The sequence below is a fragment of the Microlunatus sp. GCM10028923 genome (assembly GCF_042666975.1).
Lineage (GTDB): Bacteria > Actinomycetota > Actinomycetes > Propionibacteriales > Propionibacteriaceae > Microlunatus.
On the sequence record NZ_JBHTFF010000001.1, the window covers coordinates 327,009 to 348,066 of the forward strand.

The 21,058-nt window shown below is 70.2% G+C and carries 16 protein-coding genes; 5 read left to right on the top strand and 11 right to left on the bottom strand.

The features are described 5' to 3' along the window. Position 1: 1 nt before the first annotated feature. From ACFQU4_RS01475 to ACFQU4_RS01505, 7 genes are all read right to left on the bottom strand, one after another. Positions 2–2,113: an ABC transporter substrate-binding protein gene (locus ACFQU4_RS01475; RefSeq protein ID WP_377485951.1), complete on the bottom strand. Its 2,112-nt coding sequence runs from the start codon at positions 2,111–2,113 to the stop codon at positions 2–4. A gap of 197 nt (positions 2,114–2,310) precedes the next feature. After that, a complete protein-coding gene (locus ACFQU4_RS01480; RefSeq protein ID WP_377487326.1) occupies positions 2,311–3,636 on the bottom strand; it encodes an aspartate aminotransferase family protein in 1,326 nt (441 codons plus the stop codon). 2 nt (positions 3,637–3,638) lie between these two features. Continuing rightward, positions 3,639–4,937: a hypothetical protein gene (locus ACFQU4_RS01485; RefSeq protein ID WP_377485953.1), complete on the bottom strand. Its 1,299-nt coding sequence runs from the start codon at positions 4,935–4,937 to the stop codon at positions 3,639–3,641. Positions 4,938–5,062: 125 nt separating this feature from the next. After that, positions 5,063–6,664, bottom strand: coding sequence for an amidohydrolase family protein (locus tag ACFQU4_RS01490; RefSeq protein ID WP_377485955.1), 1,602 nt, complete (start codon positions 6,662–6,664; stop codon positions 5,063–5,065). After that, entirely contained in the window at positions 6,661–8,796 is a 2,136-nt protein-coding gene (locus tag ACFQU4_RS01495; protein ID WP_377485957.1) for a heparinase II/III family protein, read from the bottom strand. The genes ACFQU4_RS01490 and ACFQU4_RS01495 overlap by 4 nt, the downstream gene beginning before the upstream one ends. Beyond that, the gene (locus ACFQU4_RS01500; RefSeq protein ID WP_377485959.1) at positions 8,793–9,845 is read right to left on the bottom strand and encodes a Gfo/Idh/MocA family protein; all 1,053 of its coding nucleotides are present in this window, start codon (positions 9,843–9,845) and stop codon (positions 8,793–8,795) included. The genes ACFQU4_RS01495 and ACFQU4_RS01500 overlap by 4 nt, the downstream gene beginning before the upstream one ends. Beyond that, positions 9,842–11,161 carry an ABC transporter substrate-binding protein gene (locus tag ACFQU4_RS01505; RefSeq protein ID WP_377485961.1) on the bottom strand — a complete coding sequence of 440 codons (1,320 nt, stop codon included), beginning with the start codon at positions 11,159–11,161 and terminating at the stop codon, positions 9,842–9,844. The genes ACFQU4_RS01500 and ACFQU4_RS01505 overlap by 4 nt, the downstream gene beginning before the upstream one ends. A gap of 208 nt (positions 11,162–11,369) precedes the next feature. Between ACFQU4_RS01505 and ACFQU4_RS01510 the strand changes: the two genes are divergently transcribed. From ACFQU4_RS01510 to ACFQU4_RS01525, 4 genes are read left to right on the top strand one after another with little or no spacing between them, the layout of a single operon-like run. Next, entirely contained in the window at positions 11,370–12,281 is a 912-nt protein-coding gene (locus ACFQU4_RS01510; protein WP_377485963.1) for a carbohydrate ABC transporter permease, read from the top strand. Next, complete coding sequence (locus ACFQU4_RS01515; protein ID WP_377485965.1) at positions 12,278–13,153, top strand: carbohydrate ABC transporter permease; 876 nt, start codon at positions 12,278–12,280, stop codon at positions 13,151–13,153. Before ACFQU4_RS01510 ends, ACFQU4_RS01515 begins: the two co-directional genes overlap by 4 nt. 41 nt (positions 13,154–13,194) lie before the next feature. Beyond that, positions 13,195–14,718, top strand: coding sequence for a hypothetical protein (locus ACFQU4_RS01520; RefSeq protein ID WP_377485967.1), 1,524 nt, complete (start codon positions 13,195–13,197; stop codon positions 14,716–14,718). 44 nt (positions 14,719–14,762) lie between these two features. Then, positions 14,763–15,644, top strand: a complete 882-nt coding sequence (locus tag ACFQU4_RS01525; RefSeq protein ID WP_377485969.1) for an alpha/beta hydrolase fold domain-containing protein — start codon at positions 14,763–14,765, stop codon at positions 15,642–15,644. On the opposite strand, the gene ACFQU4_RS01530 is transcribed toward ACFQU4_RS01525, so the two are convergent. From ACFQU4_RS01530 to ACFQU4_RS01540, 3 genes are all read right to left on the bottom strand, one after another. After that, on the bottom strand, positions 15,629–17,659 hold the full coding sequence (locus ACFQU4_RS01530; protein WP_377485971.1) for a DUF222 domain-containing protein: 2,031 nt from the start codon (positions 17,657–17,659) through the stop codon (positions 15,629–15,631). The genes ACFQU4_RS01525 and ACFQU4_RS01530 overlap by 16 nt on opposite strands. Positions 17,660–17,740: 81 nt before the next feature. Next, the gene (locus tag ACFQU4_RS01535) at positions 17,741–18,352 is read right to left on the bottom strand and encodes a TetR/AcrR family transcriptional regulator (protein WP_377485973.1); all 612 of its coding nucleotides are present in this window, start codon (positions 18,350–18,352) and stop codon (positions 17,741–17,743) included. Positions 18,353–18,359: 7 nt separating this feature from the next. After that, positions 18,360–19,208, bottom strand: coding sequence for a hypothetical protein (locus ACFQU4_RS01540; RefSeq protein ID WP_377485975.1), 849 nt, complete (start codon positions 19,206–19,208; stop codon positions 18,360–18,362). Between the two features lie 195 nt (positions 19,209–19,403). Between ACFQU4_RS01540 and ACFQU4_RS01545 the strand changes: the two genes are divergently transcribed. Further along, positions 19,404–20,357: a cyclase family protein gene (locus ACFQU4_RS01545; RefSeq protein ID WP_377485977.1), complete on the top strand. Its 954-nt coding sequence runs from the start codon at positions 19,404–19,406 to the stop codon at positions 20,355–20,357. Between the two features lie 4 nt (positions 20,358–20,361). Here ACFQU4_RS01545 and ACFQU4_RS01550 read toward each other — a convergent pair whose 3' ends face one another. Next, the gene (locus ACFQU4_RS01550; protein WP_377485979.1) at positions 20,362–21,003 is read right to left on the bottom strand and encodes a hypothetical protein; all 642 of its coding nucleotides are present in this window, start codon (positions 21,001–21,003) and stop codon (positions 20,362–20,364) included. Positions 21,004–21,058: the final 55 nt, after the last annotated feature.

Genomic DNA, 21,058 nt, shown 5'->3' on the forward strand with positions numbered 1-21,058 from the left:
TTCACGCGTGCTGGTCGGGGTTCTCCCAGAAGTAGCATTCCGGGTCGTAGACCGCCGGCGTCGGGTGGATCCAGGTGTTGACGAAGCCGCCGAGGGTCAGGTTCTCCTTCCGTGGCACGTTGCGGAGGTCGTTCTTGATCACCGTGATCTGCGGATAGTTCGCCACGCAGCCCATGAAGAACGGCCCGTCGGAGACGTGGATCTTGATCATCTCCCAGACCAGTTCATGCCGCTTCATCTCGTTCGGCTCGACCTTGCTGGCGTTGTAGAGGTCCCAGATCTTCTGGATCGGTCCTTCCCGTTCGGGCTCCATCCGCGGCGGGTGCCGCTCAAACGGGTCCAGTTCCAGTTCGGTGCCGGCGGTCTTGGTGCCGGTCTGCTGGTACCACTGACCCTCCAGCGGGGCCCAGCGGGTGGGTTCGATCGGGACCATCCAGGTGGGGTTGACCAGCAGGTTGGGCCCGTCGCTCGCCTCCCAGTTGCTGCGCGACATCAGCTTGCCGCTCTTCCACTGATCATCGAAGCTCTGTGGCGGGATCGGGTTGATGCGCATGTCCAGCCCGATCGCCTTCAGGTCGGCCGCCAGCTGGTTGTCCTTGGTGGAGTGTTCGGGGGAGGAGTCGGCCTGGCTGTCGATCCGGAGTCGCAGCTTCTTGCCGCCGGGCAGTTCCCGGAGCCCGTCGCCGTCGGAGTCCACCACCTTGAGCTCGTCCAGGAGCTGCTTGGCCTTCTCAGGATCGTAGGCGACGTAGCAATCCCGCCAGCTGGTGTAGGCGTCCTTGCCGGTGTCGTTCACCAGGTATTCGATCGCCTTGGGGCTCAGCGTCCCGGTGGTCGGTTCGCCGGTGTTGAAGTAGACCGACTTGCGGACCGCCTCCCGGTTGAACGCGAGCGAGATCGCCTGCCGGAACTTGGGCGTGCGGATCAGTTCCCGAAGATCATCGTCGATGTAGTCGTAGTTGAAGAAGAAGATCGATCCGGTGCCGGAGCCGCTGTCCCAGAGGATCATCTCGGTGTCGGACTTGGCGGCGGCGTCCTTGAGCCCCTGGACGTCGTTCAACGTGACCCGGTTGAACGGGCCGTGACAGTAGTCGACGGATCCCTGCTGGAGTTGGAGTTTGCCGACCTGATCATCGGTGACGACACTGATCTGGATCTCGTCGATGTAGGGAAGTTGATCACCGTTCGGCATCACGCACCAGTAGTACGGGTTGCGCTCCAGCACCACGCCGCGGGCGTTGTCGAACGACTTGCACCGATAGCCGGTCATGGTCGGGCACTCGGGGTTGCGGTGCCAGTCGGAGCGGGTCGCCATCAGGCCGCCGACCGCGTCCCAGTCGGCCGGGACACTCTTGTTGTACTTGGGGTGGAACTGTTTGAGGTAGTGGCTCGGCATCGACCAGAACGGCCCGACCCGGGGCCCGTTCACCCACATCGCGATCCGGTCCGGCGTCAGCGGTGCCGGCGTGTCGAAGCTGATCGTCAGTGTGGTCTCGTCGACGGCGGTGAAGGTGGCCAGGGTGCCGTTGCCGGAGCGCGCCTCGTCCGGAGGGGTGACGGCCATCTTCTGCTCGAGGACGAACTCCTCCCACCAGAACATCACGTCGGCGGTCGTCCACGGTTCGCCGTCGGACCACTTGAGGCCCTTGCGGAAGTGGAAGGTCCACTCGGAGGCGTCGTCGTTGGACTCCCACGACTCGACCAGTCCGGGGCCGACATCCTGGCCGTCGTTGAGATACCGCAGCAGCGAGTTGCCGTAGAAGAACTCGAAGTCCGAGACCGCGCCGGCCGCGCCGGTGGTGGTGAAGACGTTCATGTTGAGTCTGCCGCCGTACTTGCCCGGCGTCACCCAGCGGTGCGGGATCACGTACGGCTGCTCGGGCAGTCGCTCCTGCACCGGCGGCAGGTCCTGGCCCTCCAGGGCGGGTGCCTGCTGGAATTCGCCCGGGACGGGCAGCGGCTCGGTCGCTGAGCCCTGTGCCTCAGAGCGGGGGCCGTTCGAACCCGCGGCGTCCGGGCTGTCGCCGCTGGAGCAGCCGCCCAGCGCGGCGGCACCGGCGAACAGGGCGGAGCCGTACAGCAGGCTGCGCCGGGAGATCTGGGAAGCGTGCATCGGGGCCTCCAACGTCGTTGTTGTCCTCGTCGACGGCAACGCGTTGCGCTCTCGTTTCCCGGCTCCCCGAACCAAGAAACAAGCCTCCGCCTTGAGGGATCTAAGCGCTTAACCTACGGAACGCCGGGCACGACCACAGCCCTGTGGCCGCATCGTGAGATCCGGTACGGGTTTCGGCGCCAGGAGCTGGACCCTGGTCAGAGCCGGGCGAAGGCGGCCTCGGCCACGTCGAGCGTCTCGGCGAGCTGGGCCTGCGTGTGCGCGGTGGAGAGGAACCACAGGCCGCGCGGCACGATGTTGATCCCGCCGGCCAGCAGGAGCTCGTGCAGGCGGGCCATCGCGGCCCGGTCGCAGGCGGCGAAGTCGCGGTAGTCACGAACCGACGGCCGGTCGGTGATGTAGGTCTGGAAGACCGGCCCGGGGCCGTCCACCAGGAGCGGCACGCCGTGCCGGCCGGCGATCTCGCGCAGGCCGTCCATCAGCGCCCGGCCGGTGGACCGGAGCTGCGGGTAGAGGGTGTCGGCCTGCTCGGCGAGGTGGCCGAGGACCGCGTCGGCGGCCGCCATCGCGACCGGATGAGAGTTGAAGGTGCCGGCGTGGGCGACCGTGCCGTTGCTGATCGTGTCCATCACGGTACGGGTGCCGACCAGGGCCGAGACCTGCATGCCGCCGGCCAGCGCCTTGCCGAAGGTGGCCAGGTCGGGCGTCACGCCGATCACTTCCTGGCCGCCGCCCGGTGCGACCCGGAACCCGGTGATGATCTCGTCGAAGATCAACAACGCACCGTGGTCCTCGGTCAGCTTCCGGGCGCCGGCGACGAATTCGGGATCCGGCGTGATGCAGCCGGTGTTGCACAGGATCGGCTCCATGATCACCGCCGCGACCTCGTCGCCCCGGGACGCGAAGATCTCGGTGAGCACCTCGAGATCGTTGTACGGCAGCACCAGCAGCCCGTTCGCGCCCTCCGGCGGCAGGCCTGCCGTGCCGCCGACCGTGGCGGGATGGCGGGCGTCGCCGGCGGCCGCGAGGTCGGGATGCACGCTGTACAGCACGGGATCGAGCCAGCCGTGGTAGTTGCCCTCGAACTTGATGATCAAGGACCGGCCGGTGTGCCCGCGGGCCAGCCGGATCGCGCCGTGCACGGCCTCGGACCCGACACTGTTGAACCGCACCAGCTCGGCGCACGGGATCATCGAGCAGAGCCGCTCCGCGACCGACGCCTCGAGTTCGTGCTGCGCGGCGTAGGCGACCCCGCGCCGGGCCTGCGCGGCGACGGCGTCGGCGACCAGCGGCGAGGCGTGGCCGAGCAGGTTCGGCCCCTGGCCGAGCATGTAGTCGAGGTAGCGCCGGCCGTCGACGTCCCACAGTTCGGCGCCGGCGGCGTGATCGACGAACAGCGGGACCCCGGCGCTGCGCCGGGCGTCGCTGGACACGCCGCCCGCGATCACCCGGCGGGCGCGTTCGTACGCCGAAACCGACCGCTGGCCGGGCACGGGCCGTTCCGGTGAGGACGGGGCAGTCATGATCACTCCAGTTTCTCGGTGAGCAGGCGGAACAACTGTCGGGGCCGGCCGCCGCCAGCGGACGGGGCCGACGGCAGCGGCCAGGCGAGGCCGGCCGCGACCAGGTCCTTCAACATCCGGCGGCCGGTCCGCGGCGTCACCGACATCACGGCGGCGACCGTCTCGACGTCGGCGATCACCGGCTGATCTTCGTCGGCCCGCTCGACCAGCCGGTCCATGATCGCGCGCAGCCGGTCGTCGAGGCTGGAGCCGTTGTCCGGTACGGACTCGACCCGAGCGGTGTCGGAGGAGCCCGGCGGCAGGTCGATCCGGTCGCCGCCGGAGTCCCGGTAGACGGCGTAGGTTCCCTTGCCGGCCAGGGATTCCTCGACCGCACCGAGGGCGTTGGCCTCGGCGCTGCGGGCGGTCGGCCCGACCCCGACGCCGACCGCGACCGGTACGCCGAGGGAGGCGGTGATCATGGACATGAAGGGGGCCAGCTGCAGCCGCTCGGTGAGCAGGTCGAGGCCCTCGTGGGTGGTGGTGACCAGGAACAGGGTGTCCGACCGCCGGGTCACCGTCGCACCCGCCCGACGGCCGTGGGTGAGCAGCCGCTGCTGGGCCGCGAGGGCGAGCTCCTGCTGCCAGTAGTCGGTGTCCTGCGTCGCCGAGCGGGGCGCGGTGATCAACCGGACCGCGATCATGGCGATCCGGTTCGCGCCGAGCCGGGTGCCCTGACCGAGCAGCACCGCGGTCTCGATCGCGTCCCGGACGGTGGCCCGGGTCGGCGAGAGCCGGAGCACCGGGTGCCCGGCGGCGCGCAGTTCACGCTCGACCGAGAGGATCGTGGTCAGCGCCAGGCTCGCCTCGCCGGACTCGAGCGCCGCGGCGTGGAAGGTGGTGAACTGGCCGACCGACTCCGGCCCGGTGTAGGCGAGGCAGCGGACGCGGTCGGCGGGCAGGCCGAGCTCCTCGTACGCCTCCACGACGTCGGACCGGCGCAGCGAGTCGATGCTGAGCCGGGTCAGGTCGACCGTGGGGTCGGCGAGCCGGGCCCGGAGCAGCGCGGAGTAGAGCGCCGAGCCGCTCAGCGCGACGTGGGTGGCCGGGACCGAGAGCCAGCCCGTCCGCCGGATCCGGTCGTACAACCAGGGACCGGGGAACACGGCGGCGTCGATCCGGTCGGCGATCCGTTCGATCGCGGACTCCTCGTCGCCGTCGTCGGTCGGCGCCGCGACGAACTTGAGCCGCTGCGGCGCGTACCGCTCGATCACCTGCTGGGCGCAGGACTGCATCTCCCGCAGCAGCCGGCGCTGGCCCACCAGGCCAACAGTGACGTCGGGTCCGTTCGCGGAGCGTGCGGGGGATCCAAAGGGGGTCGCCCCCCTTTGCTGTGCATCCGTGACGTCGGGGCCGTTCTGTGGGCGTTTCGGCTCTTCGCTCATGATCATCCTCCCGATCCGGGTAACGGACGCCAGCTGAACAACCGGCGGGCGGAACCGCCGAGCACCGCGCGCTTGACCTCGTCCGGGGCGGGCAGCCCGAGGACCCGGCCGAGCGAGAGCCGATGGTCGATGAACGGGAAGTCGGAGCCGAACAGCACCCGGTCCGGGCCCACCGTCGCCAGCAGGTCCATGATCAGTTCGCCGACCAGCTGGGACCCGCAGAGCTCGAGATGGAGACCGGGATGGCGGCCGGCCACCATGATCGACTCGTCGATGCCGGCCGGGGTGATGCCGGAGTGGCCGAGAATGATCTTCGCCTGCGGATGGGCCGACGCCACCTCGTCGAAGGCCGACGGCGCGTCCCAGGGGGAGCCCTGGGCGGTGTGGCTGAGCACCGGGCAGCCGGTCCGGTCGGCGAACTCCCAGACCGCGGCGTAGCGGCGGCCGGTCACCGGATACGCATGCAGGCTGGGGTGCAGCTTGATCCCGACGAACCTCCGGTCCGCCTCGACCCGGGCGAGTTGATCATCGGGGTCCTGCCACGGGTTGATCACCGCGTAGCCGACGAGCCGGTCCGGGTGCGCGTCGATCGCGGCCAGGGTGGCGTCGTTGCCGCGGTCGGCGTCGAGCTGGATGGCCAGGTTCGACGACAGGACGGTGACCGCGGTGCCGACCCGGTCCATCACGGCGACCATTGTGTCGGCGTCGGGATCGGGGATGAAGAAGCGCGAGTACGGGCCCAGATGGGCGTGCGCATCCACCACGTCCACCGGAGGATGCTCCCCGAACTGGTCGAAGGGCAGGGCTGGACCTGGTTCGCCCTTCGGCAGGCTCAGGGAGCGATCGGGCCAGAGCCGCTCGGCGTTGGCACGGCCAACGGTCATGATCGTTTCGGTGTCCAGTCCGGCCCCGGCCAACCGGAACACGGCCTCGGCCGGGTCCCGCAGCCCGAACCCGCTGCCGAAGATCATCCGGTCCCCGAAACCGTTCTGCTGCAGCCATTCCAGCGCCTGGTGGGTGGCCAGGTTGACCAGGTCGAGCCGCAGCCCGGGGTGTCGCGCCAGCAGTGGTGCGGCGTACCGCAGCTCGCGATAGCCGGCCTGGCTGATCACGACGACCAGCTCCGGGCGTCGGCTGAGCAGGGTGTCCACCGCGGCCCAGCCGGCCTCGTCCAGGTCCAGCCAGAGCGGCAGTCGGTGCCGTACCAGCTCATCGAAGAAGCCGTCCAGGCCCGGGTCGGTCAAGGTGAACCGGTGCGTGTCGGGGAACAGCCGGAAGGCGGCCACGTGCTCGCCGGCGGCGCGCTCGACCAGGGCGGCCGGGTCCGCGAGCTCGCCCGGCGTCGCCGGTACGGCGGTCCAGCAGGCCAGGACGCCGTGGTCGGCAAGCTCGGTGGCGATCGCCGAGGCCTCAGCGTTGCCGGTCAGCGGGTCGTGCAGCCAGGAGAGGTTGGAGCCGACCAGCGCGCCGGTCAGCCCGAAGCGGGTCAGATGATCACGGATGGCGGCCGCGTCGCCCCGGCCGAACGGACGCTCGGGATGACGGCCGGACCGGACGTGCGCGTCGAACCAGCCCGTCCGCGTCGGCAGCTGCAGGGACGTCATCGGCTCAGCCCGTCGATCCGCCACCGTCCCGCCATCGGCAGGCCGATCATGATCGTTTCGTCGTCCCGGTGGGCGTCGATGTCGATGCCGTTCAGCCGGAGCCCGCCGGCTGCGGCCAGGCCGGTGATCCGGAGGCCGGACCGCCCGGTGCTGATGACGTCCAGGCCGACCCGGCCCGCGTCGACGGTCAGCCCGATCGAGGCCAGTGTCCCGGCCAGCGGATCTCGCTGCCGGACGGAGACCTCGGGCAGGTCCAGATCGGAACCGGCCCAGGCGGCTGCCCAGCGCAGGGCCCCCGAGGCGTCCCGACGGACCCAGCGGGCCGCATCGATCGTGTCCACCACGTTGGCAGTCTGCACCACGACCCGGCCGTGCCCGTCATCGGTCGCGGTCAGAGCAAGATCATCCGGGTCCGGTCCGGGCCGGAGCACGCTGGTGAAGGCTCCGGTCGGACGTTCCACCACCAGCCCGTACAAGGGGGCAGGATCGGCCGTCCCCGTCACAGGATCGGGCCGCCGGGCGACTCCCTCGTCGAACCGTACGGTCTCGCCGGGAGCCGGCAGGACGGTGATCAACAGGCCGGGCCCGCCCGGCGTACCGGTCCGGAAGCCGGCCTCGGTCGCCCGCCACGGCTCGACCGCGTGCCAGTAGCAGCGGAACCGGCGGGCCGGCTGCTCCTCGGTACGGTCCCGGACGATGATCACCACCGGGTCGACCCCGGCCATGATCACCTCGCGGCGCTGAGCGGGGCCGTAGCCGTGGTGCTCGGCCGACAACGCGAGCACCGGGCCGGCGGTCCAGGTCCCGAGCAGCCGGGCACCCCGGTCGTCGGCCAGCTCCGCGTCGTCCACGGTGACCGTGTTGTGGCCGCGACCGGCCTGATACCAGGAAAGGTAGTCGGGCACGTCGTAGCTGGCCGGCCCGCCGGCCTCCCAGAGCAGCGGCCGGCCCCAGCCGTCCAGCACCAGATCCAGGACCGCCCGGTGCGAATGCGACTCCAGCTCGTGCTCGATGTGCGGGCCGAGGTTGATCACGGCGCGAAGATCATCCTCCGCCCGGAGCACGGCGTAGCCGGAGTCCGGCAGCAGGTCGATCGCGGGCGGGCCCGGCACCGGGGTGGCATCGGCGGCGGTGATCAACTCGGGGGCGTCGAGCAGCTCGCCGCCGCGCCGGAGCCAGTCGGCCGGCCAGACGATCCCGCTGTCCTGCAGATGCGGCACCCAACCGCCGGAGCCGGTCAGCGTGACCAGCCAGTCGTGCATGGCCCGCACCCGCGGATGCCTCAGAATCGTGCCGTCCCCGTACCGCCGGTCGATCATGGCGGCGAGCTGGACCGCGTCGAGACACATGACGTGGTAGCCGGGGGAGCGCTCGTAGTGGCCGCCGTCGGGGTAGACGTCCAGCTCGAGGTGCTCCAGCAGCCGTTCCCGGCCGCGGCGGTCCCAGTCGGGCGCCTCGGTCAGGTCCGGCAGCACAGCGGCCAGCTGGATCAGCTGGGTGGCCGAGACCAGCTGCCAGTTGCCGTGCCGGAAACGATCATGCTCGTCGTACGCCCAGCGCGCCCCGCCGATCAGTGCCGCCACCAGCTCCCGCCAGGCCCGGTCGGACAGCGGCGCCGGCGTCAGCACTTCCAGCGCCGGCAACAGGTTGCGGCAGCGCGCCCAGGTGCCGAGGGAGTACCAGATCACGTCCAGGCCCGGCCATTCCCCGGTCACCGAGTCCCGCGTCTCGGCCCAGCGGACCAGGTGCCGGTCCACGGCCCGGAGCCGTTGTTGATCACCGGTCAGCAGCCAGGCCTGGATGCCCTCGGCGAGCCAGCCTAGGTAGTGCCAGCCGTACCGCTGCGAGCGGCCCTGGTCGGCCCCGGTCACGTCGAGCCCGCCGTCGAGCAGCCGGTCGGCCGCGGCGATGATCTTGCTGGCCTCGTCGCCGCCGCGGGCCCGGTCGGCCCACTCGGACAGCGGCCAGGCGACCGGGCGCAGGCGCGCGCCCACCCAGGCCCGAAGCTCCGCCACGTCGGCGACGCCGTCCGGCCGGCCGAAGGCCGCGATCAGGTCGTCGTCGGACAGCGTGGTGATCCGGGCGTCGATGTGCCGCGGCTTCTCCGGGCCCTGCACCGGGGCGGTGGTCATCGGACCGGCTCCGCCGGCGCGGGGACGTCGACCGGCTGCCGGGTCCGCAGCGACTCGTGCGCGGCGGCCAGCACCGCGGTGACGTCGCGGCTGCTCTCCAGGCTGACCAGGGGTTCGGTGCCGGTCCGGCAGCATTCGATCCAGTGCACGATCGCGTCCCGGTAGGCGCCCGCCGGCACCCCGTGGACGACCCGCTGCAGCAGCGTCCGCGGGTAGCTGAGGCCCTCCGGCCGGGACACCACGAGGTTCTCCGCCTGCCGGTCCAGCTGGATCACGCCGCCGTCGGCGACGATCCCGATGTAGGAGTCGACCGGGGTGGGGAAGCTGGCCGGCGAGATCCAGGCCGACTCGAAGGTGGCGACCGTGCCGCGGGCGTACTCGGCGTGGATCTGGATCGCGTCCGGGGTGTCGATGCCGCGCCCGCGCAGCACGCCCCAGCGTCCGGTCGCGAAGACCCGGACCACCCGGTCCCGGATCAGCCAGGAGACCAGGTCGATGTCGTGGCTGGACAGGAACCAGGCCGAGGTGGTGTGGCCGGCCCAGTTGATCATCTCCGTGGAGACGCTGATCGTGTCGTTCTTGCGGGCGTACGCCACCGCCGCGTCGCCCATCGTGCCGAGCTCGTCGTACGCCTGGGCGTAGGCGGGAACCCAACGGTGGTTGAACAGGCACATCCCGATCACGCCGGCGGACCGGACCGCCGCAAGCGCTCGGTCGGCGTCCTCGACCGAGGTCGCGAACGGCTTCTCCACCAGCACGTGCCGGCCGGCCTCCGCGGCGGCGACCACCAGCTCGGCGTGCTGATGATCGGGCGTCGTGATCACGACCGCATCCACGTCGTCGTCCGCGAGCAGGTCCTGCGGATGATCATGGACCCGCGGCCGGGGCGCCCCACGACCGGTGATCTCGTCGGCGAGCCGCTCGGCGCTGGCCCGGGTCCGGGACACGCACGCGGTGATCGCCACCCCGGGCTCGCGGGACAACGCGACGGCGTTGCCCCGGCCCATGATCCCGGCGCCGACGATCCCGATCCGCAGCGGCGCGGTCACCGGGGCTTGGCCAGTTCGGTGTTCCAGGACTTCTCGGCGTCGGCCAGAGCCTGGTCGGCGGACTTCTTCCCGGTCAGGAAGGCGACGATCTCGGTGTCGAAGATCAGCCGCAGCTGCTCGTCGTTGCCGGAGCCGAGCGAGGCGTCCGCGCTGTTCGGGAACGTCTTGATCAAGGTCGCGATGGCGGCGTCGGCCGGCTCGGTCGCATCGGTCGTCTTGGCCGTGAAGAACGGATCCTCGAGGGCCTTCGGCGCCGACGGGTAGATCGCGACCAGCTTGCAGAACGCGACCTGGTTGGCCGCCGAGGTGACGAACTTCAGCCACTCCGCCGCGGCCGCCGGGTTGTCCGACTTGGCCGGGATCCCGAAGATCTGCTGGCCGGGCATCATGTACGTGCCCGAGGCGCCGGTCACCGGCGGCGTGACCGCGATCTTCTGGTAGACCTGCGGCGCGTTCTTCTGCACGTTGAGCAGGTTGGACGACACCGTGATCGGCGAGAACGCGATCAGCTGGTTCTCCAGGTTCTGCGGCAGGTTCCGGATGTCCGAGCTGATCGCGCCCGGGGCGATGGCGCCGGACTCGTACAGCGGCTTGAAGGTGGCGATGAACGCGCGGGCCTCGTCGGTGTTGAACGCCGCGGTCTTCTTGTGCTCGCTGAGCAACGGGAAGTCGTTCTGCTGCAGCACGGCGCTGGTCGGGATCAGGTTGGTGGCCGACTTGCCGGTCGCCTGGTGGTACTCGGTGGCCAGCTTCAGCGCGTCCTCGAACGTCTTCGGCGGCTGCTTCGGGTCGAAGCTGGTCGGCTCCAGCAAGGCCGTGTTGTAGAAGCCGAGCGAGGTGCCGCCGTTGTACCAGGGAACGGCGATCTGCTGGCCCTGGGCGTTCTTCAGCGGCTCGGTGAGGCCCGGCGCGTACGCGGCCAGCTCCTCGGCGCTGAAGAACTCGCCGAGATCACGCATCTGGCCGGCGAACAGGCCGGTGGTGGCCGAGGTGAAGTTGACGGCGTCCGGCACCTTGCCCGAGGCGATCGTCGCGAGCAGCTTGGTGGTGATGTCCTGGCCCGGCACATCGACCCAGTTGATCTTCACGTCGCCGTGCTCCGACGTGTAGCTGTTGATCATGCCGTTCAGGTAGTCGGCGTAGTTCTTCTGCAGGTTGATCGTCCACCACTCGACGTCGCCCGCGAACTTGTCCCCGGCCGGAGCCTGCGGACCGGTGGCCGGATTCCCGGACAGGCACCCCGCGGCTCCCAGCAGGGGCAGCAGGGCGGCGGCCGCGGAGAAGCGGCGGCGGGAGATGGCGGTGGGCGCGGACATGGCGTCCCTCCTGGCTGTGGATGGTGTCCTCAAGATGGGTTACGGACACAGTGTTGAACCGAGTCGGGATCGAAGTCAAGGCCGAATCTGCATTTACACCCGCAACTCTTGACACCGGAGGGCAGGAATCCTTAGCGTCATGCTGATTCCCGAACTGTATGTTTCGGGCACGTAACAGAATTGGCTGATCGAGTTCGGGAGTGCGCGCATGGCATTGACCGCGGCAGGGCTGGCCCGTCGCAGCAGCGGACCGGGGCGGGTGGTCGGCCAGCGGTGGTGGACGCCGTACCTGTTCCTGGCGGTCGGCCTGCTCCTCTACGCCGCGATGTTCGCCTGGCCGGCGGTGATCGCGATCCAGTTGGCGTTCTCGCGCTACACGATCATCAATCCGATCAGCTTCGTCGGGCTGGCGAACTTCCAGTCGATGGGCGTCGATCCGCGGTTCTGGCACGCGCTGGGCAACTCGCTGCTGTTCCTGATCATGTTCCTGCCGCTCTCGGTGGTGGTGCCGCTGCTGCTGGCGCTGCTGGTGAACATCCCGCTGCGGGGGATCCAGGCGTTCCGGATGGCCTACTACCTGCCGGTGATCACGTCGATGGTGGCGGTCGCGGTCGGCTGGCGGTACGTGTTCAACCGGGAGGGCGTGGTCAACTGGCTGCTCAGCCTGGTCGGGCTGGGGCCGATCGACTTCCTGCTGGACACCGTCTGGGCACTGCCGACGGTGGTGCTGCTGGAGGCCTGGAAGAGCGCCGGACTGTTCATGATGATCTACCTGGCCGGCCTGCAGGCGGTGCCGCGGGAACTGGTCGAGGCGGCCCGGGTGGACGGGGCCTCGGCGGTGCGCCGACTCTGGCACGTGATCATTCCCGGCCTGCTGCCGACCTTCGCGGTCACCCTGACCCTGAGCATGCTGGAGGGGATGCGCGCCTTCGAGTCGGTCTACGTGCTCACCCGCGGCGGGCCGCTGGACTCGACCCTGACGCTCGGCTACTACATCTGGTCCAAGGCCTTCCAGGACTACGACATGGGGTACGCCAGCGCGATGGGCCTGGTGCTGTGGGCGATCATGATCATCCTGGCCATGGCCAACCTGCTGGTGACCCGGCGGCGGGACCGATGAGCGCGCCGGCCGTCCGCGCCGTGAGCCCGTCGAAGGGCCGGGCCAGGAGCACCGGTTGGTACGTGCGCCGGGTGCTGCTCTACCTGCTGCTGCTCGCGATCGCCGCGGTCTTCATCGGGCCGTTCCTGATCCTGCTGTCGGCGGCGACCAAGCCGGCCACCCAGGACGTGTTCTCGTTCCCGCCGGACCTGCTGCCGCGGCCGCCGGTGGGCGACTACTTCGTCGAGGCGTGGACCACGATCCCGTACGGGCAGTTCCTGATCAACTCCGTCATCTACGTGGTCGTCATCGTGCCGATCTACCTGGTGGTGAGCGCCCTGGTGGCGTACCCGCTGGCGCGGATCGCCTTCCGGGGCAGGGGATTCTTCTTCCTGCTGTTCCTGTCGATCATGTTCCTGCCGGGCGAGTTGATGCTGATCCCGCGGTTCCTGGTGATGAGCCAGCTGCAGCTCACCGACAGCTACACGGCGGTGATCCTGCCGGCGATCCTGTCCTCGCTGGGCATCTTCCTGCTCCGGCAGACCTTCCTGCAGATCCCGGACGAGGTGATCGAGGCGGCCCGGGTGGACGGCGCGAACGAGTTCATGATCTTCGCCAGGATCGCGGTGCCGATCGCGGCACCGACGCTCGCCGTGCTGGCGATCCTCGGCTTCATCTCGGTCTGGAACAGCTTCATCTGGCCGCTGGTCGTGCTGACCAGCCAGTCCAAGTTCCCGATCGCGCTCGGCATCGCGTACCTGACCGGGGTCAGCGGCACCGACGTGCGCGGGCTCGCGGCCGGAACGGTGATCTCCCTGGTGCCGGTGATCATCGTCTTCCTGATCCTGCAGCGGCACATCCTGGCCAGCATGAGCGGCGCGGTCAAAGGCTGATCCGCGTCCTGAGCCCGTACCAGGGCATGGAGGAGAAAGAAATGATCATGAATGGTGGATCGACGTTCGGTCGCCGGACCGCGCTGGTCGGCGCGGCCGGGATCGCCGCGGCGTTGACCCTGCCGGCGGCCCGGGCCGGCGCCGCCGGGGGCTACGACCAGCAGCCGGCCTTCACGGAGGCGCAGCAGGCGTACCTCGCCATCGGCTTCGGCCACAACGAGGCCGGCGGCTATGCCTGGGGCGAGTCGTACTTCCTGCTCGGCCTGCTCCGGATGTACCAGGCGTACGGCGAGACCGGCTACCTGGACACGGTGGTGGACCGGCTGGATCACCTGATCGCGACCACCGACCAGGGCCGCGGCGTGACCGACTACCAGGGCCGGTCCGGTCCGGTCTGGCGGACCGCCGGCAACTACACGGCGTCGCACGGCGTGATCACCGACGCCGCCGGGACTCCGGCGATCCAGGTCCGTTGGGCCGGCACACGTGGCGCGGAGTCGACGGCGGTGATCTCGGAGTCCACCGGCGGCACCTTCACACTGACCCTGCGCAATCCGGCCACCGCGACCGTGATCACCAGGACCGGGCTGTCCCTCGATCCGGCCGCGACGAACTACGCGGTGTCGGTGATCAACGCCGCGTACACGACCGGGCTGCGCTGGACGGCGGTCGATCTGCGTGATCAGCCGGGTCCGGCCGATCCGCCGCCGGCGGGCACCGTCACCTTCGCGTCGCAGTACTACGTGTTCGCCGTGCACACCGGAATGGTCGCCTACCCGCTGGCCCTGTTCGCCCGGATCGTCGCTGAGACGAAGGGGCTGCAGCAGCGGTTCGGTGCCGCGGGGAAGCGCGCCGCTGCTGCTGCCGCTGCCGCGATCGCCTTCCACGACGACGAATTCGTGATCGACGACGCCGGCCGCGGCGACTACGTGTGGCCGCGCAACGCCCCGATCCCGTTCGACGGTCTGATCCAGCCGTACAACCAGAGCCATGGGCCGGGCCAGGCGATGGTCGAGCTGTACCGGGTGACCAAGGACGCGAGCTACCGGGACCGGGTCGCGGCCATGATCAACAGCTATGCCGGCGGGGTCCGGACCGATGCCGACGGCGCGTACGTCTGGAACTACTGGCCGGTGCACAGTGAGCTCTACCGGGGCTTCACCAAGGCCGACGACCTGTCCAGCTACACCCCGGCCTACCCGGCGGTGCGCACGATCGAGGACATCAGCCACGCGGCGATCACCACCGAGTTCCTGGAGGCGGCCGAGCGCGCCGGCATCCGGCATCCCGATCTTGATCTCACCGCGATCTCGCGGACCTTCGTGAAGAACGTGATCAGGTCCGCGACCCAGGTCTGGTACCGGGTCGACGGCACCGCCGAGGCAGTGCCCGGCAACGCCGTCCAGGCGGCCCGCTGGATGCCGTACGCCCGCTACGACCAGGAGGTCTACGCGCAGTGCCTGCGGGTCTACGACGCCGTGCAACTGGTGCCCAACCAGGGTTCGCACGCGCTCGGGATCGGCTACCTGAACTGGGCCCGCAAGCGCGGCTGGGAACGCGGCTGATTCATCCTGACGTTCGATGATCTTGTCCGGCTACCGTGCCGGACATGCAGCTGAGGATCGACAACGCACCGTACGGCGTCGAGGTGAGGACGCCGCTCTTGTACGGCCGGGTGCCTGGGCAGCCGGTGTGGCAGGGCGGCCTGTGGCTCGACCTGCTGCTGCCCGTACCGGCACCACTCGAACCGGCGCCGGCCGTCGTGTATCTGCATCACGGCGGCTGGCGCCAGGGGGACCGGAGCTACGGCGGGTATCCGTGGAACGGCCCGATCCTCGCCGCCCACGGCTTCGTGGTCGCGTCGGTCAGCTACCGGTTCACCAGTGTGGCGCCCTTTCCGGCCCAGCTCCACGACGTCAAGGCCGCGGTCCGGTGGCTGCGGGCGAACGCTGATCACTACGGCATCGACCATGATCGAATCGGGGCGCTGGGAGACTCCGCCGGGGGACACCTGGCCGCCCTGCTCGGCACCACCGGCGACCGTCCCGATCTTGAGGGTGACTGTGGATCGCCGGGCCGGTCGAGCCGGGTGCAGGCGGTGGTCGCTCGCTGTGCCCCGTACGATTTCCGCACCTTCTCGCCCCGGGATCCGGGCATCAGCGCCGTTCTGGACGCCCTCTTCGGCGGCTCAGCTTCGGAGAGGGCCGCGTTGCGCGAGCTGGCCAGCCCGCGAGCCCACGTGACCCCGGAGTCGGCTCCGTTCTTGATCATCCACGGGACGCTCGACGAGACGGTCCCCGTCGAACAGGCGCGTGCGATGGCTGGGACCTTGCGGGACGGCGGTGTCCCGGTCACCCTGCACGAGCTCGAGGGCGTCTTCCACAATCTCCGGCCGGAGACCGATGTGCCCTGGGGCACGGAGCCCTGGACCGAACTGGCCGCCCTGTCCCTGGCCTGCTTTCGCTCGATGGCGGGTCAGGCGGCTTCGTGATCTTGGTCTCTGGTCATGCTGAACAAGGCCTCGACGCAGTTGTGGAGACTGAATCCTTCCCCGCCGCCGATGGTGCGGATGGTGGTGGGGTCGTTGTGATCATGAGCGTTCGGGCCGGGCAGGGTGGAGAGGTGGCGGATGAGGTGGTCGGCCGTCATGACGCGCCAGCCTGATTCGGCGACGGGTTGTCCGTCGGGAAGCAGGAACTGCCAGCCCGGTTGGCCGGTTCGGGCGCCCAGGTAAGGGGTTCCGGGTCGGCGGGCGATCGTGATGCCGCCTTCGTGGACGGTGGTGTGATGGAAACCGCAGAGCAGGATCAGGTTGGTCAGGTCGGTGGCGCCGCCGTGGGACCAGGGGATCCGATGGTGGGCCTGGAGGCGCCGGTCGCGGGTGCAGCCGGGGAACTGGCAGGTCTGGTCGCGGATCAGCAGGGCGCGGCGTTGTCGTGGGGAGACGAGGCGACGGCTGCGTCCGAGGGCGAGGACGTCGCCGTGCCGGTCGACGATGGCGCCGAGGATCGAGCCGGTGCAGATCAGGCGTTGCGCGGTCTGCGGTTCGATCGGCCCGGTGCCGCGGACCGTGCAGACCTGGGCCCGCGGGCGGGCCGCCGATTCGTGGTGCAGTTCCCGACGATCCGTTCCCGCGGGAACGTCTCCGACGGGCAGGTGGCTGGTGCCGACCTCGTTCCCTGAGCCTGTCGAAGGGCAGGGCCGGGTCTGGCTGGGCACTGCGACCAGTTCGGTGCGCGCTTCGCTCTGGGTCGTGGTGGAGTCGGCGGGTTGTGGCGTTCCCGCGGGAACGTCCACTCGGGCGGCGGCAGGGGAGGTGGGGCCTGCTGCTGGTGGTGGCTTCCTCGCGGGTACGTCGGCGGTCCGGGACGTGATGCCGGCTGGGTTTCGCGTTCCCGCGGGAACGCCACCTGCGTTGGCGCTCCGGAAAGTGAGCCCGGCAGCGTGCCGTGTTCCCGCGGGACCATCACCTGCGTTGGTGGTGGCCGGCTGCGGTGTTCCCGCAGGAGCGTCTGCTTCGCCGGTGATCCGGAATCTGCTGGGCGGCGATTGAGACATTCCCGCGGGAACGCCGTCGACCCCGACTCCGGTGAACTCTTCGGCCGTCGTCTGCTCTTGCGCGGCCACCCCCGCCGGAACCTCGGCGTGGTCGAGTTGTTCGGCCGCCACCTCGATGATCACCAGGGTGCGGTCCTCGCCCGATTCATCCTCGGTGGCCGCGGTCGCCAGATAGTGCCGGCACACGTCCAGGAGGGCTTCGGCATCGGAGTAGGGCGGGGTGGGGTCGTGCTTGTCGGGATCGGCGGAGCGCTGAAGGTCGGCGGCGACGCTGGGCGGCACGCCGTGGAGATCTCGCGCACGCTGCACGGCCGTCGTCACGATGGCGGCCTCCTCGGGAGGCAGCCGACCGGTGATGCCCATCATCGGGTCGCCGTCCCGAGCCACCAGCCGGAACAGTCGGCGACTCTCCGCTCGGATCCTGGTGCCGGCCGCTGCCCGGTAGCTGGCGATCATCCGGGCCAGTTGGGAGGCGGTGGCGTACTTCGCGAGTTCGCAGAGCTGGGCTTCGTCGACGACATCGACCACCCGGGTGACTTCGCGTACCTTCGAGTAGGACAGTTCTCCGGCGCCGAACGCCGCGGTCACGGTCGGCATCCGTCGCAGCGCGCGGGCGACTCGGATGTGTTCGCGGGCAGTCGCCGCGGTCATCGAGCAGGTCCAGGCCAGCCAGTGGGCGACCGACTTGAAGCCTTGCGACCAGCCCCAACCCTGGCCGGCGTCGAACTCGCCGATCAAGATCAACAGTTCACAGCTGTCGCGGGCCTGCCTCGCTGCATGGGCGCAGATCCGGTCGGCCAGTTCCTCGGCCGCCTCCCGGCTCAACGGCGGCGCCGCGGCCGCCTGCTCCGCGTGTGTCATGGTGGTCATGGTCGTCCCCCGATTCCTCTTACCTGGACGAGAAACGCTAACTGCGTCCACTGACACTCCGACCCTGACCGGCGACACAGCGCCGGCGCTGATGATCTTGGTGACCGACCGGTCACCGACGGGTCCGGGCCGCGATCTCGCCGGGCGTCCGCTGGGGGTTCAGGCGGCGCTCAGGCCGAGGATCCCGCGGGCGGCCCGTACGGCGAGCTTGACGTCGTGGGGTGCACCGGCGACGCCGATACTGACGGCCTCCAGGGCGTGGCCGAGGGCCTGGGCGGTCTGGGTTGCCGGTGGGCCGGGCGGGATGGAGCCGGCTCGACGGCCGGCCCGGATCAGCCGGAGCAGGTCCGCCTCGGTCTTGGCGACGGTCGCGGCGATGGCTCGGCCGACCGGGTGTTCCGGGTCGTTGAACTCGATCCGCAGCACCTGGATCACCCGCGCGACGTCGTGTCGCCGGCAGAACCGGGCGTGTTCGGCGGCCAGGCTCAGCAGGAGTTCGGCCGGGTCGCCGCCGCGGCCCAGAACCTCGCCGACCTCGGTGTCCCAGGTCTGGTCGACCCATTCGACGACGGCGAGCGCGACCTCCTCCTTGCTGGCGAACTGGTGGTAGAGCGCGCCGCGGCTGTAGCCGGCGGCCCGCGCGACCTCCTCCAGGGAGAGTCGCGTGTAGCCGGTCCGGGCGATGCCCTGCGCGGCGGCCCGCACCAGGGCGGTCCGGCTGGCGGCGCGGCGCTCCTGCTGGGTCCGGCGGGGCGGGTTCGTGGTGGCCATCGGTTGGTCAGCGTACCGGCGGGGCACTGAGAAAGATCAGCACGGCCATGGTGCCGGCGATGATCGGCTCGGCCGGCTGGTGATCGGGACCGAGCCCCATGATCATGGTCACGGTCCGGGTGATCGCGATGACGGCGACCAGCGCGGCGGCGTAGCGGACCAGCGGCCGTCCGGAGTCCGCCGGCAGCCGGAGGGACAAGATCAACACCGTCGCCACCGATGCGAACAGCACACAGCTGAACAGCCAGATCGCGGCGAACTCCGCGCGCTGGGGTGGCGCCGTGTTGCTGGCCAGCAACTGAGCGGGCCAGCTCTGCACCGTCGCCCAGCCCACATGGAACAGCGTCGTGACCGTCGCCAGGGCCGCGGTGAACCAGAAGATCACGAGCCTGCCGCGGCTCCGCACCGGCCGGTCCATCGGCATCCGCTCCGGCCTCGGCGGACGGGCCAGCCAGGCCAGGACGGCCACGACGCCGGGCAGGACCCAGAACGGCCCGGCGCCGCCGAGGAGGAGCCCGGCGCCGACCCAGGAGATCGCGAACGACGCGTTCAGGACCATGATCATGGTCAGCGCGGCCCGCCGGCCGGGCACCGTGAGGCGGCGGGTGAGGATCAGCATGATCGGGTACGTCCAGGCAACGACCGCCATCGCGAATCCCATCATCCGCAGACCTTCCTTGGCCTCGCCGACAGCGTCGCCGGCCAGCAATCCGGTCACGGCAGGCCCGGTGAAGCCCCGGCTCTGGACGACGGCGGCGAGCACCGCGAGCACCACGGCCGCCGCCAGGGCACCCGTACGCCATCGAGCACCTCCCGTCGGCGTCGCCGGCCGGTCGATCATCGCCTGCTTGCTCATGGCCTCGTCCTCACTGTCCTCGGAGTCTCACTAAGAAACATACTCGTCGGTTTGTAAGTTCGGAAGCCGGGCTGGCTCGGGAGGGCTCTCAGTGGGCCGCCGTCACGCGTTCACAGCGCCGCGAGGGTGCCGTACCGTACGTGCTGAAAGCGGGCCTGGAACTCGAACTGGTGCGACCGGAGGGGCGGTGCGGGGATGACGAACGAACGGGCGGTGCCGGCAGAGGAGGACGTGCTCGGGTACTTCGACACGCTGTCGAACTGGGGGCGGTGGGGTGACGAGGACGAACGCGGCACGCTGAACCACATCACCGACGAGGTCCGGCTGGCCGCGGCGCGGGCCGTCCGGCACGGCCGGAGTGTGTCCTGCGGCTGGGAGATCACGGTGCCGGCGGAGATGGAGCGGGCGACGAACTCGTGCCCCTGCGCCGCCGAGATGCCGGGCGCCGAGCACATGCCGGCCGCCTTCCACCAGGACCGGCACTGGGGTTTCTCGAACGAACGCCTCGGCATCCTGTTCCACGGCAACACGATCACCCACCTCGACTCGCCGTGCCACCTCTACTGGGACGGCCGGATGTACAACGGACGCCCGCACACGTTGGTCGATTCCGAGACGGGCTCGGCCTGGGCGGCGGTCACGGCGGCGGCGGACGGGATCGTCACCCGTGGCGTCCTGCTGGATGTCGCGGCCGCCCGCGACGTGCCCTGGCTGGAGCCGGGGGAGGGCGTCCATCCGGAGGACCTCGAGGAGGCCGAACGCCGCCAGGGTGTACGAGTGCGCTCCGGCGACGCGGTGCTGCTGCGGACCGGCTACGGCCGGTTCCGGCACGAGAACGGTGACGCCGGCAGCATCACCCAGGCCGGCTGGCACGCGTCCTGCCTGCCGTGGTTGCGGGACCGGGAGGTCGCACTGATCGGCGCCGACACGCCTCAGGACGTCCAGCCCTCCGGGTACGACGCCGTGCTGATGCCGGTGCACGCCGTGAGCCTGGTGGCGATGGGCCTGTGGCTGCTCGACAACTGTGATCTTGAGGAGTGCGCGACGACGGCCGCCGAGCTCGGCCAGTGGGACTTCCAGCTGGCCGTCGCGCCGGTCCGCTATGCCGGGACCTCCGGCAGCCCGATCAACCCGATCGCCACCTTCTGAGGGCTCAGATCACGATGTTCCAGTGCAACATCATCGCCAGCACGAAGTAGAGCGAGATGATCAAGGACAGCGTGATCACGAGGGTGGACACCCGACGGACGGTCGGCGGCCGCACGCCGGCCTCGCGCAGATAGCCGATCGCCGCAACGGCCATGCAGATTCCGAAGGCGAGGAACCACGGCTGGTAGAACGCGATCTGCCAGGTCAGTTCGGCGGCTGAGCCGCGCGGGTCGTCGGCCCGGATCGAGGCGATGCCGACCCCGGCGGCCTCGAGCACCTTGGCGAATCCGCCGCCGGCGCCGTGCCCGATCGCGAAGATCGCGGCGATCATGGTCGGCACCGCACAGCAGCTGATCATGAACCAGCGCGGCAGGCTGCGGCCGGCCAGCACCGGCGACCAGGCAGGCCCGGTCCGCAGGCTGGGCTGGGTCAGGACGAGACAGGCGACGGCGCCGACCAAGATCAAGAGTCCGGCGGTGTAGCTGGCCCAGGCCAGACCGGGCGGCGGTGCATCGGGCAGCCCGATCGTGCCGCCCGCGGCCTGATAGAACCGGACGAAGACCGCGTACCAGGTGCCGAGGGCGAAGCCGAGCAGACCGGCGAGCCGGTAGCGGCGGACCGGCAGCAGCGTTGAGGTGCTGATCATGATCACCAGTGCACCGCTCGGAGCGTCCCGCCCGCTTCCGCTTCCCGGGTGAGTT

Bases quoted from the DNA above. Each gene is read 5' to 3' on its own strand.
- ACFQU4_RS01490 (WP_377485955.1), bottom strand. From the start codon at position 6,664: ATGACGTCCCTGCAGCTGCCGACGCGGACGGGCTGGTTCGACGCGCAC.
- ACFQU4_RS01545 (WP_377485977.1), top strand. From the start codon at position 19,404: ATGACGAACGAACGGGCGGTGCCGGCAGAGGAGGACGTGCTCGGGTAC.
- ACFQU4_RS01505 (WP_377485961.1), bottom strand. From the start codon at position 11,161: ATGTCCGCGCCCACCGCCATCTCCCGCCGCCGCTTCTCCGCGGCCGCC.
- ACFQU4_RS01495 (WP_377485957.1), bottom strand. From the start codon at position 8,796: ATGACCACCGCCCCGGTGCAGGGCCCGGAGAAGCCGCGGCACATCGAC.
- ACFQU4_RS01525 (WP_377485969.1), top strand. From the start codon at position 14,763: ATGCAGCTGAGGATCGACAACGCACCGTACGGCGTCGAGGTGAGGACG.
- ACFQU4_RS01480 (WP_377487326.1), bottom strand. From the start codon at position 3,636: ATGACTGCCCCGTCCTCACCGGAACGGCCCGTGCCCGGCCAGCGGTCG.
- ACFQU4_RS01540 (WP_377485975.1), bottom strand. From the start codon at position 19,208: ATGAGCAAGCAGGCGATGATCGACCGGCCGGCGACGCCGACGGGAGGT.
- ACFQU4_RS01510 (WP_377485963.1), top strand. From the start codon at position 11,370: ATGGCATTGACCGCGGCAGGGCTGGCCCGTCGCAGCAGCGGACCGGGG.
- ACFQU4_RS01475 (WP_377485951.1), bottom strand. From the start codon at position 2,113: ATGCACGCTTCCCAGATCTCCCGGCGCAGCCTGCTGTACGGCTCCGCC.
- ACFQU4_RS01550 (WP_377485979.1), bottom strand. From the start codon at position 21,003: ATGATCAGCACCTCAACGCTGCTGCCGGTCCGCCGCTACCGGCTCGCC.
- ACFQU4_RS01515 (WP_377485965.1), top strand. From the start codon at position 12,278: ATGAGCGCGCCGGCCGTCCGCGCCGTGAGCCCGTCGAAGGGCCGGGCC.
- ACFQU4_RS01535 (WP_377485973.1), bottom strand. From the start codon at position 18,352: ATGGCCACCACGAACCCGCCCCGCCGGACCCAGCAGGAGCGCCGCGCC.
- ACFQU4_RS01520 (WP_377485967.1), top strand. From the start codon at position 13,195: ATGATCATGAATGGTGGATCGACGTTCGGTCGCCGGACCGCGCTGGTC.